This window comes from Algibacter sp. L1A34, assembly GCF_009796805.1.
Classification (GTDB): Bacteria; Bacteroidota; Bacteroidia; order Flavobacteriales; family Flavobacteriaceae; genus Algibacter.
On the sequence record NZ_CP047029.1, the window covers coordinates 3,076,067 to 3,090,031 of the forward strand.

At 33.5% G+C, this 13,965-nt stretch carries 8 protein-coding genes; 4 read left to right on the plus strand and 4 right to left on the minus strand.

Going from position 1 to position 13,965, the window contains the following annotated elements; all coding sequences use genetic code 11:
- Positions 1–40: 40 nt before the first annotated feature.
- The 3 genes from GQR97_RS12950 to GQR97_RS12960 all read right to left on the minus strand — a co-directional run bounded on the left by GQR97_RS12950 (position 41) and on the right by GQR97_RS12960 (position 7,705).
- Entirely contained in the window at positions 41–5,284 is a 5,244-nt protein-coding gene (locus GQR97_RS12950; RefSeq protein ID WP_158849054.1) for a T9SS type B sorting domain-containing protein, read from the minus strand.
- Between the two features lie 124 nt (positions 5,285–5,408).
- Positions 5,409–7,109 carry a gamma-glutamyltransferase gene (gene ggt / locus GQR97_RS12955; RefSeq protein ID WP_158849057.1) on the minus strand — a complete coding sequence of 567 codons (1,701 nt, stop codon included), beginning with the start codon at positions 7,107–7,109 and terminating at the stop codon, positions 5,409–5,411.
- Positions 7,106–7,705: an ACP phosphodiesterase gene (locus tag GQR97_RS12960; RefSeq protein ID WP_158849059.1), complete on the minus strand. Its 600-nt coding sequence runs from the start codon at positions 7,703–7,705 to the stop codon at positions 7,106–7,108. The genes ggt and GQR97_RS12960 overlap by 4 nt, the downstream gene beginning before the upstream one ends.
- A 63-nt stretch (positions 7,706–7,768) precedes the next feature.
- Here GQR97_RS12960 and glmM point away from each other — a divergent pair, with 63 nt between their 5' ends.
- Both glmM and GQR97_RS12970 read left to right on the plus strand, forming a co-directional pair.
- The gene (gene glmM, locus GQR97_RS12965; protein WP_158849061.1) at positions 7,769–9,157 is read left to right on the plus strand and encodes a phosphoglucosamine mutase; all 1,389 of its coding nucleotides are present in this window, start codon (positions 7,769–7,771) and stop codon (positions 9,155–9,157) included.
- 21 nt (positions 9,158–9,178) lie between these two features.
- Positions 9,179–9,583 carry a hypothetical protein gene (locus GQR97_RS12970; RefSeq protein WP_158849063.1) on the plus strand — a complete coding sequence of 135 codons (405 nt, stop codon included), beginning with the start codon at positions 9,179–9,181 and terminating at the stop codon, positions 9,581–9,583.
- A 101-nt stretch (positions 9,584–9,684) separates the two neighbouring features.
- Here the strand turns inward: GQR97_RS12970 and GQR97_RS12975 are convergent, their stop codons facing one another.
- Complete coding sequence (locus tag GQR97_RS12975; protein ID WP_158849065.1) at positions 9,685–10,575, minus strand: lysophospholipid acyltransferase family protein; 891 nt, start codon at positions 10,573–10,575, stop codon at positions 9,685–9,687.
- Positions 10,576–10,631: 56 nt separating this feature from the next.
- Between GQR97_RS12975 and GQR97_RS12980 the strand changes: the two genes are divergently transcribed.
- Together GQR97_RS12980 and lon are read left to right on the plus strand one after the other, a co-directional pair.
- Positions 10,632–11,282 carry a rhomboid family intramembrane serine protease gene (locus GQR97_RS12980; protein WP_158849067.1) on the plus strand — a complete coding sequence of 217 codons (651 nt, stop codon included), beginning with the start codon at positions 10,632–10,634 and terminating at the stop codon, positions 11,280–11,282.
- Positions 11,283–11,443: 161 nt separating this feature from the next.
- Positions 11,444–13,894 (plus strand): endopeptidase La, encoded by a 2,451-nt coding sequence (lon, locus tag GQR97_RS12985; protein ID WP_158849069.1) that lies wholly within the window; start codon positions 11,444–11,446, stop codon positions 13,892–13,894.
- The last annotated feature ends 71 nt before the right edge of the window (positions 13,895–13,965 follow it).

Here is a 13,965-nt window from a genome sequence, read left to right on the forward strand (position 1 = left end):
TTGCTCATGCGTTTTTTGATTTTTGGATATCTTGTTTTAATTATCTTTTAAGTGTGAAGTGGGCCCTCATAGTTTTTTTCTCATTTGTTTTTGGTTCTCTATACTCTACATTAAACCAATAATCGTTTGTAGGCATTAAATTACCATTATAAGTGCCGTCCCATCCTCTACCTGTAGGTTTTAGTTGTTTTAATAACCTTCCGTAACGATCGTAAACATAAATTAGAGCATCGGGTTGAGTATCTATGGAATAAATGTTCCAGGTATCGTTATAGCCATCACTATTTGGTGTGAAGTATAGTGGGTAATCTATAACCAATATCTCAATACTGTTTTCACCACATCCGTCGATATTATTAGCTGTTACAACATTGTAACCAGGTTTAATATTTGTGAAAGTGTAGCTTGAAGTACCATCACTATTAATTGTACCTAATTGAGGGGATCCATCGTTTAAACTAAATGTATGATTTGTTGTTATTGTGCTAATTTCAGAAGCAGTCGCGGTTACTGTTACATCATGAAGGTTTGCAAATGCAGGTGTTAACTCGTAGCTTAATTGGGGTGGTGCACTTGCCTCAACTATAATTGTATAGTTATTGGAGCACACGAAAGGGCTAACCATATCGGTTACAATAAGATTGTATTCACCACTTTGATTTGGTGTTAGTGATGGTTCCGTTTCGTTTGGTATAATTATACCGTTGTAATACCAAGAAAAGCTATATTCCGGTTTATTTAAAGGAATATTTATTACAGTAGAATCATCAATTGCAATGCCGTTGGTATCAACACATATTAAGTATGATTCTTCTAATTGAATATATGGTAAACTTTCTACCATTAAGCCAAGTTCGGTAATGGCATAACAGGTGCTTCCCGGTGAATTATTGTCTACTCGCGCATATATAGTTTGAGGATTAATTGTGTTTTCGTAAAGATTAGGTAGAGTATTTGATTTTTGTTCTGCATCTTCAAAAGTCGGATAATAACTAACAGAATATATAATATTATCTAACCCGTTTAGAACATTGTTGTCTTGGATGCTTAAATCGAAAACAGTGGTATTGTTCTTAGTATTGTTATCTGTTTCAGGGGTGTTATCGCAAACGCTATAAGTTTCTAAATTTTGATTTGCTAGAATAGTATCGTTTAAGACTGTAATAGTTTGTATTTGATCTATAGCCGAATTACCATTAGTATCTTCTAAACTCCATGTTCTAGTAATAATTTTAGAACCAGGACATTCGCCGTCAACAATAGTGTCTATAAAAGTGGCTTGAATTTCTGTAGAGCAATTATCTATTTCATCTAATACATCGCCAGTAATATTAATATTAATATCATAGTTAGAGTTAATGTCTGAAAAAATTTCAATATCATCTGGAGCAGTAAATGTCGGACTTTCGTTATCTTCTATAGTAACAATTTGTTCGCAAGTACTGGTGTTTCCAACTCCATCTATTGCCGTCCAAGTTATTGTAGTATCTCCAGTAGGAAAAACTGTAGGAGCGTTATTTGTTAAACTAGCAACAGTACAGTTATCTACAGCTGTTATGTTTCCTAAATTTACATTGCTAGCAGTGCATAATCCAGTATCTGTATCTATTGTTATGTCAATAGCGCAATTAATAGTTGGGCTTTCGTTATCCTCTATATTTATTATTTGTATGGTACTAGTAGCGTTGTCGCAACGATCTTTAATGGTATAAGTTCTTGTTATTACAATTGGGTTGGTACCGGTAACTGTGTCATCGCTTGTTACAATTAAATCGTTATCATTGCTACATGAATCTGTAATTGTTAATCCCATGAGTTCTAACTCAGGTACGGTAGTTACTGCTGTGTCGGCATCGCTAACAGAGCATTTTGCTATTGTTGTTTCTGCTATTGTACCGGTTAAACTAGGAGCCACGGTATCGTTTACTAAGTAGTTTTCAGTAGAAATTGTTTCATAGAATAAAGTGTCTCCAGTATTATAAATGTTATCATTATTGTTGTCTAAGTATTCTATTACAGTATAGGTTCGGGTTACGGTTTGATTACAATTACCAGTATCTAGACTATTTGCTGCTGTGATTTCTATTAGGCCACAATTATTATTGTTAATTAAGCCATCGGCATTTCCTAAAGTTTCAAATTCTGTTTGACTTAAAATAGTGCTCGATGGTATGTCATCATAACATTGAACTTGTGTTGGGGCTGTAGAAAAAGTTGGAGCAACCGATTCAGAAATGGATTTTATAGTTACGGTTAAGAATGCTGTATCAAAGTTATCAGTATTTGTTGTTTCTGTAATTTTGTATTCTAATGTGTAAGTTTGTCCAGGTAAACTGGTGTTATTCACATCTATATTTCCCATGGCATCTATGGTAATTACATTTTCCGGATCTGCAGTTTCTGTAGTTACTAAAAAATCGGTTTGTACTAATGGCTGTTGACCGTAGGTGTCATTATCTAACACATTTAAAAGGTTGTTGTAAATTGTTGATGGGCAGATATCTAAAACAGAATTGTCAATAGCTGTTAAATCGCTTTCTAATATGTTTATAGTTACTGTAGTGCTATCTATACCATTGCAACCAGTATCAACAACATAATCAAAAGTGTAAGTTCCGGCCTCTAATCCAGTTGCATCCCATAAATTATCATTTAAAGTGCCTGAAGGTGTTGCAGTAGTTTCTGTCCAGATTCCAAAATTATCATAAGGACCATTAATGTAGTCAAATAAATTTTCTAGAGTAGTATCTATAAATGCGATATCTACAGTTTGCCCATTACCTGCAATAGGTGGTGCACTAGTAACAGTATAACTTAAGGTTTGGTTAGCACAAGAACTTGGATTAGCACTATAGCTTAGAATTGCATTATATGTACCAGTATCTGTAGCAGAGTATGGTGTGAAATTTAAAGTATTTCCAGTAGCAGAAAAACTAGGGTCTCCATCTTTGGTCCATGTAACATCAATAATTGATAAAGCATTAGTAGTAAGAAAACCATTTTCTCCAACACACAAGTTGTAGGGCTTTATGACAGATAATTGAGATTTGTTAGCATTAATAACAAAATTACTTATAGCGCCACAATCATCACTTATTTGTACCTCGTATAGACCAGGTGTTAAGCCTGTAAACACAGGATCGTTACCATTATCAATAGCAGGGCTAAGTGCAACTCCATCTTTACTTATTAACTCATAATTTAAATTGACACCTAATGCATCAATTAATAAATCATTAGTGCCATTTCCACAATCGATTACAGAAAAATCAACAAGCGTAATGTTATTATCACCAATTGTAAATTCTTGAAGCGTGTTATAGCAACGTTCTTGCTCACTAGTTCTTAAAAAAGAATAATAAATTCTAAATAATCCAGATCCGGTAACATTATTAATAAAACCACTATCAGTTATGAATTGCCCATAGTTATTTTGAGTATTAGTTAATATAACAGAGGTGTTGCTATCTTGGTATAAATATGTGTTATCTACATAATTAGTTAACTCGGCAGTAGCACTATTAATATTTGCCCAAACGCCATCTGTAGTGTTAAATTTTTGAAGAACAAAGGTTGGATTGGTTATATTAAATGTCGCAGTTAGATTAAGATTAAAGCTACCACAAAATGATGTAATCGTGGCGTCCACATCTTTAAAAAGAACTCCATTGATAGTTTTGGAGCCAGTTAAAGAATAGCCGCATGTTGTTTCTACATCAAAAGTATAATCACCTGCAGGTAAATCATAAAGATATATGAAATCTCCATAAAAATTATTAACAGTAGATGTTGCTATGTCTATTGTTAGTGGCCCTGTGTAGTTTGCAGGTGCAGAGGTAATAGTTACGCTGTTAAAGCCAGCAGCTGAAGTTGTATCAGAAGTTCCTTGCTTTGTTACATTTATTTCTAAATTACCTGTTGCACCACAACCTTCTCTGGTTCTAATACTTAATTCTCTTGGGCTGTTATCGGTTACAACGTTTATAGTTTTATTTACTTGGCGACCACAGTTGTCTTTAAATGCAAAAGTGTAACTTCCATCAGGAAGGCTTAAGTTGTAGTGACCAAAATATAAAGTGTTAGCGTTGGGAATTGGATCAGAAATATTAGATCCAACAGGAAAAATAGAGTTATAAAGGTTTGGATCATTATTTAGATCGAAAGCGGCTGGTGCAGATAAAACCTCAATAATCATTGGAAATGCAAAGTTTGCAAAATCGGAAAACCTCAGACGCTGTCCTCCACATTCTTGAGTTGTTCGCGGAATAACATTTAATTTTGGTGGACCAGAAAAATCAACAGTACTTAAATAAACAACGCTACCACACACATTTGTTATTTGTGTTGTCACTGAATATGATGTGTCTTGTGTTGGAAGATTATAATAGGCCCCATTTTCATTGTTGGAGGTCCAGGTATCAGTCATCACTGTATCATTTCCATCGGCATCATCATCATAAGTTATTGTTACATCAAAAGGATAAAAGTTTTCATCAAGATCATTTGTTATACTTCCTGTGCTTAATTCTTCCAATACATAAATAAAAAGTTTTGTTTGCGAGCAATCTTCGTCATCAATATTATTATTAAATACATAAGGGTTTGTATAAGTAGGGGCTAGGTCTATTAAATTAATTCCTTGAACTACTATGTTGCCACAAACATCTTCAACTTCAATGGTGTAGTCTCCAAAGGCTAAATTTGTAAACGTACTTTCAGTACCAGCGTCTATTTGAGCCTGAGTAATGGTTTCAATTAATACACCAGCTTGTTTAACTCTATATTCTAAAACATTACCAGAGTTTAATAATACATTGATAGTTCCTAAACAAGCACTTTCCTGGATGGCGTCAAAAGTAATAGGTACAATATTATTAGCGACTGTAATTACTTGTTCTATTATTGTATCAGTAGCTCCAATGGTTTCAGTTGCTCTTATAATATAGGTGCCACTATTTATAGTTGTTATATTGGTTGTAAAGTCAGCAGAACTAATTGGTCCTTCAAATACTGTTTCACTATTTATTGGTGTTGTTAAATCTGAGGTGTCATAAACTAAAAACTCAAAAGTAGCGCCTATTTCAGAACCATTGATTTCTATTTGGATGTTTCCGTCTCCCGCGCACTCTTCTCCTTTAGCAGTAAGATTCATGGTGTAACCAGAAATTTCAGAGTTATTTAGTGAATGTATATTATCTGTGTTTAATGCGAACACATTAGATATATCGCCATTGAATATTGTTAAAAACACTAAAAAAAGCAGTAGTAGGTATTTGTTTTTCATTACATGTTATTTTTAATAAGGTTATATTGCTATAAAGGCACAAGACTAATTATGGGGTGTTTAATAAAGTGCTTTTATAGAGGATTTACTTGTGAAAAAGTTAGTATTCTTATGGTATCTTTCATTAAAACCCAACCGCGGTATCATCTCCACGATAATCTGCGCCTCCTTCCAACGTTTTATCATCTAAAACAAGAATTCCATCTACTTTTCCTATTACAGGAGAATCTTTTTCATTAATGGAATACCCTAATTTTTCAAGGTTTGCAATTATAGTTTTATCGAAAGAATTCGGTTCCATGCTAATTTCATCTGGCAACCATTGGTGGTGAAAACGTGGCGCGTTTACTGCTTCTTGCATGGTCATATTGAATTCGTGAACATTTAAAATAGTTTGTAAAACCGATGTGATTATGGTAGCACCTCCTGGTGTACCAACAGACATAAATAACTCCCCGTTTTTCTCAACAATTGTTGGTGTCATAGAACTTAACATACGTTTTTGGGGTACAATGCTATTTGCTTCGGCTCCGATAAGTCCGAACATATTAGGTTCTCCTGGTTTGCTACTAAAATCGTCCATTTCGTTGTTTAAGAAAAACCCTAGTTCCGAACAATACAGTTTAGAACCATAAGCACCATTTAATGTTGTGGTTGCAGAAATGGCGTTTCCGAATTGATCTATAATAGAGTAGTGCGTGGTTTCATCACTTTCAATAATAGCAATATTTCCATGAGAAACATCTTTGGAAGACGTTGCTTTTTCAAACGAAAAATCATTCATTCTTCCTCCCAAATAAGCTTCATTAATTAATGTTTTAACTGGGATCTTAACAAAATCAGGATCACCTAAATAAAAACTTCTATCGGCATAAGCGCGACGTTCAGCTTCTGTAATTACTTGAATGGTTTTTTCAGAATTATGACCGTATTCTTCAAGATGAAAAGGTTCTATCATTTTCATTATTTGTGCTAAGCAAACGCCTCCACTCGATGGTGGTGACATTGAAATAATTTTTAAATCATCATAAGAAAAACTAATAGGTGTACGCCATTTAGCTTCATAGTTTGCTAAATCTTCTTCAGTAATTATACCTCCATTATCTTGAATAAATTTCGCTAATGCTTGAGCCGTTTCGCCTTTATAAAACCCATCTTTTCCATGTTCTAAAATACGTTCTAGAGTTTCAGCTAAATTCGGGTATTTAATGGTGTCGTTTGCCTTCCAAGCTTTATCAAAAAGAATAGAATCTTTATTTGCTTTTTTAAATAATGGCTGGTAATGTTCAATACGTTTTTCTTGCTTTTCGGTAACCAAAACACCTTTCTTTGCTAATGCAATTACAGGGTTTAAAATATCTTCAATAGGTAAAGAACCTAATTTTTTATGAACTTCAAACACTCCGGCTACTGTTCCTGGTACTCCAACTGCCAAGGCGCCTAGTGTGCTTTTATCCGGAATCACATTTCCTCCTTCATCTAAATACATGTTTTTTGTAGCTGCCATGGGGGCTTTCTCCCGATAATCAATAGCTCCTGTTTCTCCGTTTGCCTTTCTGTACACCATAAAACCACCACCACCAAGATTACCGGCATATGGATACGCAACGGCTAAAGCAAGTTCCGTAGCAGCCATAGCATCAAAGGCGTTTCCTCCTTTTTTAAGAATATCATTTCCTATTTTAGAAGCTTCAACTCGGGCCGAAACTACCATAGCTTTTTGAGTAATTAAACCAGTTTGCTTTTCTGCTTTAGGAGTTTCAACTGTTTTTTTACAGGAAACAAAAAATAAAAGGAGAAGTGCTGTATATATTAAATTTTTCATAAAATGGTTTCGTTAAGTTCGTTTAATTTTTCTTTTGAAAAAGCAATGAGTTCATCAAAAAAGGAAGAAAATTCAGTTTCAAATTCTTTGTAAAAAACTTCAAGTTCATGCACGGCTTTATCCATTCCCGATCTGTTTTTTGTGCGCCGGTTCATTCCATCCAAAACTTTTGAAATTCCTTCGATAGACGCATAGCTTAACAACCAGTTATCACTCATCATGTAAGGCATCATTTTCTGGATTCTCGCGGGAAGTACATTGTAATGTTCTTCTAAAGAATCATAAAAAGTATCTACATATCCACCTAAAGGAGTATCGGAATATTTACTCCAATTTTTAGCTAAAAAATGGTCGTAAAGTATATCAACAATCACTCCCGAATAATGTCCGTAATTTTCATGAAGTCGCTTTGTACTTAGCCTAACCGTTTTGTGAGCATCTGTATAAGTATCAATATTTCGGTGTAACAAAATACCGATTTGGATGTCTTTTGGGAATTTTTTATAATCTTTTCCTTTAATACCATCGGCAATAAAATTTCCGACGGTTACTAAGTCGTTATCCCCTGAAAGATAAATATGTGCTAAATAGTTCATTGGGGAAATTTACGAATTACGAATTTGAAATACTATATTTGTCCTTTAAAATTAAACAAAACTATGACACTAATAAAATCAATTTCTGGAATCCGAGGGACCATTGGCGGACAAGTAGGTGATAATTTAACACCTATAGATGCTGTTAAATTTGCATCGGCTTATGGCGTTTGGCTCAAGGAAAACCGTGTAAAAGAAAATTATAAAGTAGTTGTTGGTCGTGATGCTCGTATTTCGGGTAAAATGATGCAAAACCTAGTAATGAATACACTTATTGGTTTGGGGATAGATGTAGTAGATTTAGGTCTTTCTACAACACCAACCGTTGAAGTAGCAGTAACTTTAGAGCATGCCGATGGTGGTATTATTTTGACAGCAAGCCATAACCCAAAACAATGGAATGCCTTAAAATTATTGAATGAAAAAGGTGAGTTTTTAGACGCTATTGAAGGTGCGAAAATATTGAATATAGCAGAAAGTGATACGATGAACTTTGCTGAGGTTGATGATTTAGGGAAAATTACAAAAAATAAGGCTTATATCGATTTACATATTATTGAAGTGCTAGATTTAGATTTAGTTACAGTAAAAGCAATTGAAGAAGAAAAATTTAAAGTTGTTGTAGATGGTGTTAATTCTACTGGAGGTATTGCTATTCCTTTGCTTTTAGAGCGTTTGGGAGTTGAGGTTGTAAAACTTTATTGTGAGCCAAATGGTGAATTTCCACATAATCCAGAACCATTAAAAGAACATTTAACGGATTTATCTGAAGAGGTTAAAAAACACAATGCCGATTTTGGAATTGTAGTAGATCCAGATGTAGATCGTTTAGCCTTTATGGACGAAAACGGTGATATGTTTGGTGAAGAGTATACGCTTGTAGCTTGTGCCGATTATGTGCTAAGTAAAACACCAGGGAATACCGTGAGTAACATGAGTTCTACTCGAGCATTACGCGATGTTACCGAAAAATATGGTGGTACTTACGAAGCGAGTGCAGTAGGTGAAGTGAATGTTGTTAATTTGATGAAAAAGAATAACGTCGTTATTGGTGGTGAAGGTAACGGTGGTATTATTTACCCAAAATCGCATTACGGTCGTGATGCACTTATTGGTGTGGCGTTATTTTTAAGCTTATTAGCCGAAAGGCGAGTACCTGTAAGTGCTCTAAGAGCAACATATCCAGACTACTTTATGAGTAAAAAGAAAATTCAATTAACACCGGGTTTAGATGTTGATGGCATTTTAAAAGAAATTGAAACACGTTACCAAAACGAACAGTTAACCACAATAGATGGTGTTAAAATTGATTTTTCTGAAAGTTGGGCACATTTACGTAAAAGTAATACAGAACCTATAATTAGAATTTATACAGAAGCAAAATCTCAAATTGAAGCTGATACTTTAGCCGATAAATTTATTGAAGAAATAGGTGCTATTGCTAAATTGTAAACTTTTTACTAAATTGCTTGTATGACAAAAAGTTTAAGCATTATTTTATTAGTACTTAGTTTTAATTTTTTAAGCGCTCAAAAACCATACAAATTCCCTTTAAATGAAGCTTTATCGGGGAAATGTTTTCTGAAGTGTTTCGAGTATGATAAAATATTTGAATGGAAAATAGTAGACTGTGATAAGTTTGGTGGAAAATTAATAGCTAATGCTGATTGCGATAATAGTGGTAAGAAAGAACTAATTATAGAAAAAGAACGTGCTAAGCTTAAATTAATTTCCTATCAGGAAAAACTAAAAGGTCTGGGTTATAAATTGGAAGTTTCTGGTATTATTGATGACGCTACATTAAGAGCACATGATAAATTTTTAAGGAAAAAATTCCGAGAAGAAAAACGAAAGAAAAGCACAAAAAAAACGAGTTAGATATCTAACTCGTTTTTTTTGTATTTAATAAATAAGAAGGTTTTTTAAAATTTTATGTATTCTTTGCGAGAAGTATCGAAAAAAAAATAGTAGATTTTTCTTTACAAAAACTCTTTAGGAACTTTGTCCTTGTGTTTCCAACGTTTATGTGTCCATAAATAATATTCGGGTGCTTCGTAAATTTGTTCTTCAACACGTTTTAATGCAGCATCAATAATAACAAAATCTTTTAAATCTTTGGTGTTTTTTATAATATCCATAAACGTCGCTTCATAATAGCCACGTTTTACTTTTTTTACTTTTAGAAATAGGGTTGCCATATCTAAACGTTTAGCAAGTACTTCGGCTCCAACATGTACAGGAGCTTTTACACCCATAAAGTTTTGCCAATGTATAGCTTTGTTTGCTTTTGGAGACTGGTCGAAAACAAAGCCATTAAGTGTTAATTCTTTATTTAACTTCGCTCTTAAAAGTGTTGGTACAGTTTCTTTTGTAGTTATTAAATGGCTGTTATATTTGGCACGAATTCGTTTTACTAAAGCATCAAAGTATTTATTGCTTAGTTGCTTGTAAACAGCGTATCCTTTATGGTTTACATGGGCTTGCAAAATAAAAATCCATTCCCAACTGGCATAATGCCCCATAAGAAGTATTATGCTTTTATTTTCTTTTTCAAGTTTATATATTTCTTCCAAATTAGTGAAAACATAGCGTTTTTTAATTTCAGCTTCCGAAATGGTAATAGATTTAATAGCTTCTAAAATCATATCACATAAATGATGATAGAATTTTTTTTGAATTACAGCAAGTTCGCGGTCTGATTTATCCGGAAAAGCGAGTCTTAAGTTGCTGGCAACTACTTTTTTACGATAGCCTATAATATAGTAGATTAGTACGTATACGCCATCGGAAACGACATAGAGTAATTTAAAAGGCAATATAGAAATTAACCATAAAAATGGATAAAGAATAATATAGGCTAATAATTGCATGAAATAATTTTAGATTTGCAAATATATGTTAATTCAATTTTAAATAATTAGACCGCATGGGGAAATTAGATTTAATAACTATTGTTATTATAGCAGCAAACGTGATTATATCTTACAAAGGTTTTAATGATTACGCCTTTTTTGAAAAATATAAATTTAATGTTGGAGGTATACAGCGTGGCGAGAAAATTAGGTTTTTTAGTGCAGGCTTTTTGCATGTAGATATGCAACACTTGCTGTTTAATATGGTATCGTTTTATTTTTTTGCAGGAAGTGTTGTCGGTTCTTTAGGTGTCGTAGGGTTTTTAGCGGTTTACATAGGTAGCCTTCTGGTTGGGAATTTATTGTCTCTTTATTTTCATAAAAATGAATATCATTATAGTGCTGTTGGTGCCAGTGGAGCAGTAAGTGGTATTATCTATTCAGCCATATTGTTTAGACCAGATATGAGCTTGTATCTGTTTTTTATACCAATTCCAATTCCAGCTTATCTTTTTGGTATTGGTTATTTATTGTATTCTATTTATGGTATGAAAAATAGAGTTGGTAATATTGGACACGATGCCCATTTTGGAGGAGCTATAGGTGGTTATGTAATAACTTTATTATTGGTACCAACGCTGTTTCAAACAAATCCGTTAATGATTGGTTTATTGGCTTTTCCTATTGTTTTATTATTTGTTATGAAAAAAACAGGAAAAATCTAATAATTGTTAAAACCATTATTGGCATAGCTATTGAATTTATAGCAGTATTGAGTATAATGAATTAGTTTTAATTAATTGATTTTTAGTTACTTAATATTTTATGTAAATTGTTAACCTTAAAGTCCAATGTGTTTTAATGACAGATTGACCCAAAAATATATATGAAAAAATCAAAATTTACAACTCTTGACAGTTTGTCATTACAGGAATTTGATGAAAACTCAGAATTAATTCCATTAATGACGCCTGAAGATGAAGAAGCTATAAATAATGAAGAATTGCCAGAAACATTGCCAATTCTTTCATTACGAAATACGGTATTGTTTCCTGGTGTAGTAATTCCAATTACTGCAGGACGAGATAAATCGATAAAATTGATAAATGATGCAAACAAAGGCGGAAAAGTTATTGGTGTTGTCGCTCAAAAGGATGAATCTGTAGAAAACCCGTCGGCTAGTGAAATTCACGAAACAGGAACGGTAGCACGTATTTTACGTGTTTTAAAAATGCCTGATGGTAATGTAACAGTTATTATTCAGGGCAAAAAACGCTTTAAAGTAGCAGAAGTGCTTACGGAAGAACCGTATATGACTGCTACCATTAGAGATATTTCTGAAGCTAAACCAGCCATTAAAAACAAAGAGTTTTCAGCTATTATAGAATCAATAAAAGAGTTAGCTCTAGAAATTATAAAAGAAAGCCCGAACATACCAAGCGAGGCATCTTTCGCTATAAAAAATATTGAAAGCAATTCGTTTTTAATAAACTTTGTATCGTCTAATATGAATCTTTCAGTGATCGAAAAACAGTCGCTTTTAGAAATGGACGATCTTAAATCGCGTGCCTTAGCAACCTTGAAATTCATGAATGTTGAGTTTCAAAAATTAGAACTTAAGAATGATATTCAGTCTAAAGTTCAAATGGATATGAGTCAGCAGCAACGTGAATATTTTCTTCATCAACAAATGAAAACTATTCAAGAAGAATTGGGTGGTGTAAGTCATGATGAGGAAATCGAAGAAATGAAAATCAAGGCGAAATCTAAGCTTTGGGATAAAACAGTTGCTAAGCACTTTGAAAAAGAAGTTGCAAAAATGCAACGCATGAACCCGCAAGTTGCAGAGTATTCTATACAGCGTAACTATTTAGAGTTGTTTTTAGATTTACCATGGAATAAGTTTAGTAAAGATAAGTTCGATTTAAAACGTGCTATGAAAATTCTAGATCGCGATCATTTTGGTTTAGAAGATGTAAAGCGCCGTATTATAGAATATTTAGCAGTTTTAAAACTTCGTAACGATATGAAATCGCCTATTTTATGTTTGTACGGACCTCCGGGAGTTGGTAAAACATCTTTAGGAAAATCTATTGCAGAAGCTTTAGGACGTGAATATGTTAGAATTTCATTAGGTGGTTTAAGAGATGAAGCTGAAATTCGTGGACACCGTAAAACTTATATTGGTGCTATGCCAGGGCGTATTATTCAGAGCTTGAAAAAAGCGGGAACATCGAATCCTGTTTTTGTTTTAGATGAAATTGATAAGTTAGCAAATTCACATCAAGGCGATCCATCTTCAGCTATGCTTGAAGTTTTAGATCCTGAGCAAAACAGTGAGTTTCATGATAACTTCTTAGAAATGGGTTACGACCTATCTAAAGTGATGTTTATAGCAACCTCCAACAGTTTAAATACTATACAGCCAGCTTTGCGTGACCGTATGGAAATTATAAATGTAACGGGTTATACCATTGAGGAAAAGGTTGAAATTGGTAAACGTCATTTACTTCCAAAGCAGTTAAAAGAGCACGGATTAACTTCCGATAACTTAAAAATAGGCAAACCGCAATTAGAAAAAATTGTTGAAGGATACACACGAGAATCTGGTGTGCGTGGTTTAGATAAGCAAGTGGCAAAAATGGTGCGTTATGCAGCCAAAAATATAGCCATGGAAGAAGATTATAATGTAAAAGTTTCTAACGAAGATATTATTGAAGTATTGGGTGGTCCAAAAATGGAGCGCGATAAATACGAAAATAATAACGTAGCTGGTGTTGTTACAGGTTTAGCCTGGACGAGCGTTGGTGGTGATATTCTGTTTATAGAGTCTATTATTTCTAAAGGAAAAGGAGTGATGACGATTACAGGAAATCTTGGTAAGGTTATGAAAGAATCGTCTACCATTGCCATGGAATATATAAAATCTTATGCTGAAGAATTTGGAATAGATCCAACGGTATTCGATAAATATAATGTACATATTCACGTGCCAGAAGGCGCTACTCCAAAAGATGGACCAAGTGCAGGTGTAACTATGCTAACCTCACTCGTATCTTTATTTACTCAGAAAAAAGTAAAGAAAAGTTTAGCGATGACAGGAGAGATTACATTACGTGGAAAAGTTTTACCAGTTGGTGGAATTAAAGAGAAAATTTTAGCAGCAAAACGCGCTAGGATTAAAGAAATCTTGTTGTGCGAAGAAAATCGTCGTGATATAGAAGAGATTAAACCTGAATATTTAAAAGGGTTAACGTTTCATTATGTTACAGAAATGAGTGATGTTATTAAGTATGCAATTACTGATGAAAAGGTGAAAAATGCTAAACTATTATAGATTTTGATTAATTTAAGAAAGCCTCGACTAAGTCGAGGCTTTTTTTTTGATTTCATATTAAAGAATGTTCT

Coding starts and splice junctions, on each gene's coding strand:
- GQR97_RS12950 (WP_158849054.1), bottom strand. CDS start 5,284: ATGAAAAACAAATACCTACTACTGCTTTTTTTAGTGTTTTTAACAATA.
- ggt (WP_158849057.1), bottom strand. CDS start 7,109: ATGAAAAATTTAATATATACAGCACTTCTCCTTTTATTTTTTGTTTCC.
- GQR97_RS12960 (WP_158849059.1), bottom strand. CDS start 7,705: ATGAACTATTTAGCACATATTTATCTTTCAGGGGATAACGACTTAGTA.
- glmM (WP_158849061.1), top strand. CDS start 7,769: ATGACACTAATAAAATCAATTTCTGGAATCCGAGGGACCATTGGCGGA.
- GQR97_RS12970 (WP_158849063.1), top strand. CDS start 9,179: ATGACAAAAAGTTTAAGCATTATTTTATTAGTACTTAGTTTTAATTTT.
- GQR97_RS12975 (WP_158849065.1), bottom strand. CDS start 10,575: ATGCAATTATTAGCCTATATTATTCTTTATCCATTTTTATGGTTAATT.
- GQR97_RS12980 (WP_158849067.1), top strand. CDS start 10,632: ATGGGGAAATTAGATTTAATAACTATTGTTATTATAGCAGCAAACGTG.
- lon (WP_158849069.1), top strand. CDS start 11,444: ATGAAAAAATCAAAATTTACAACTCTTGACAGTTTGTCATTACAGGAA.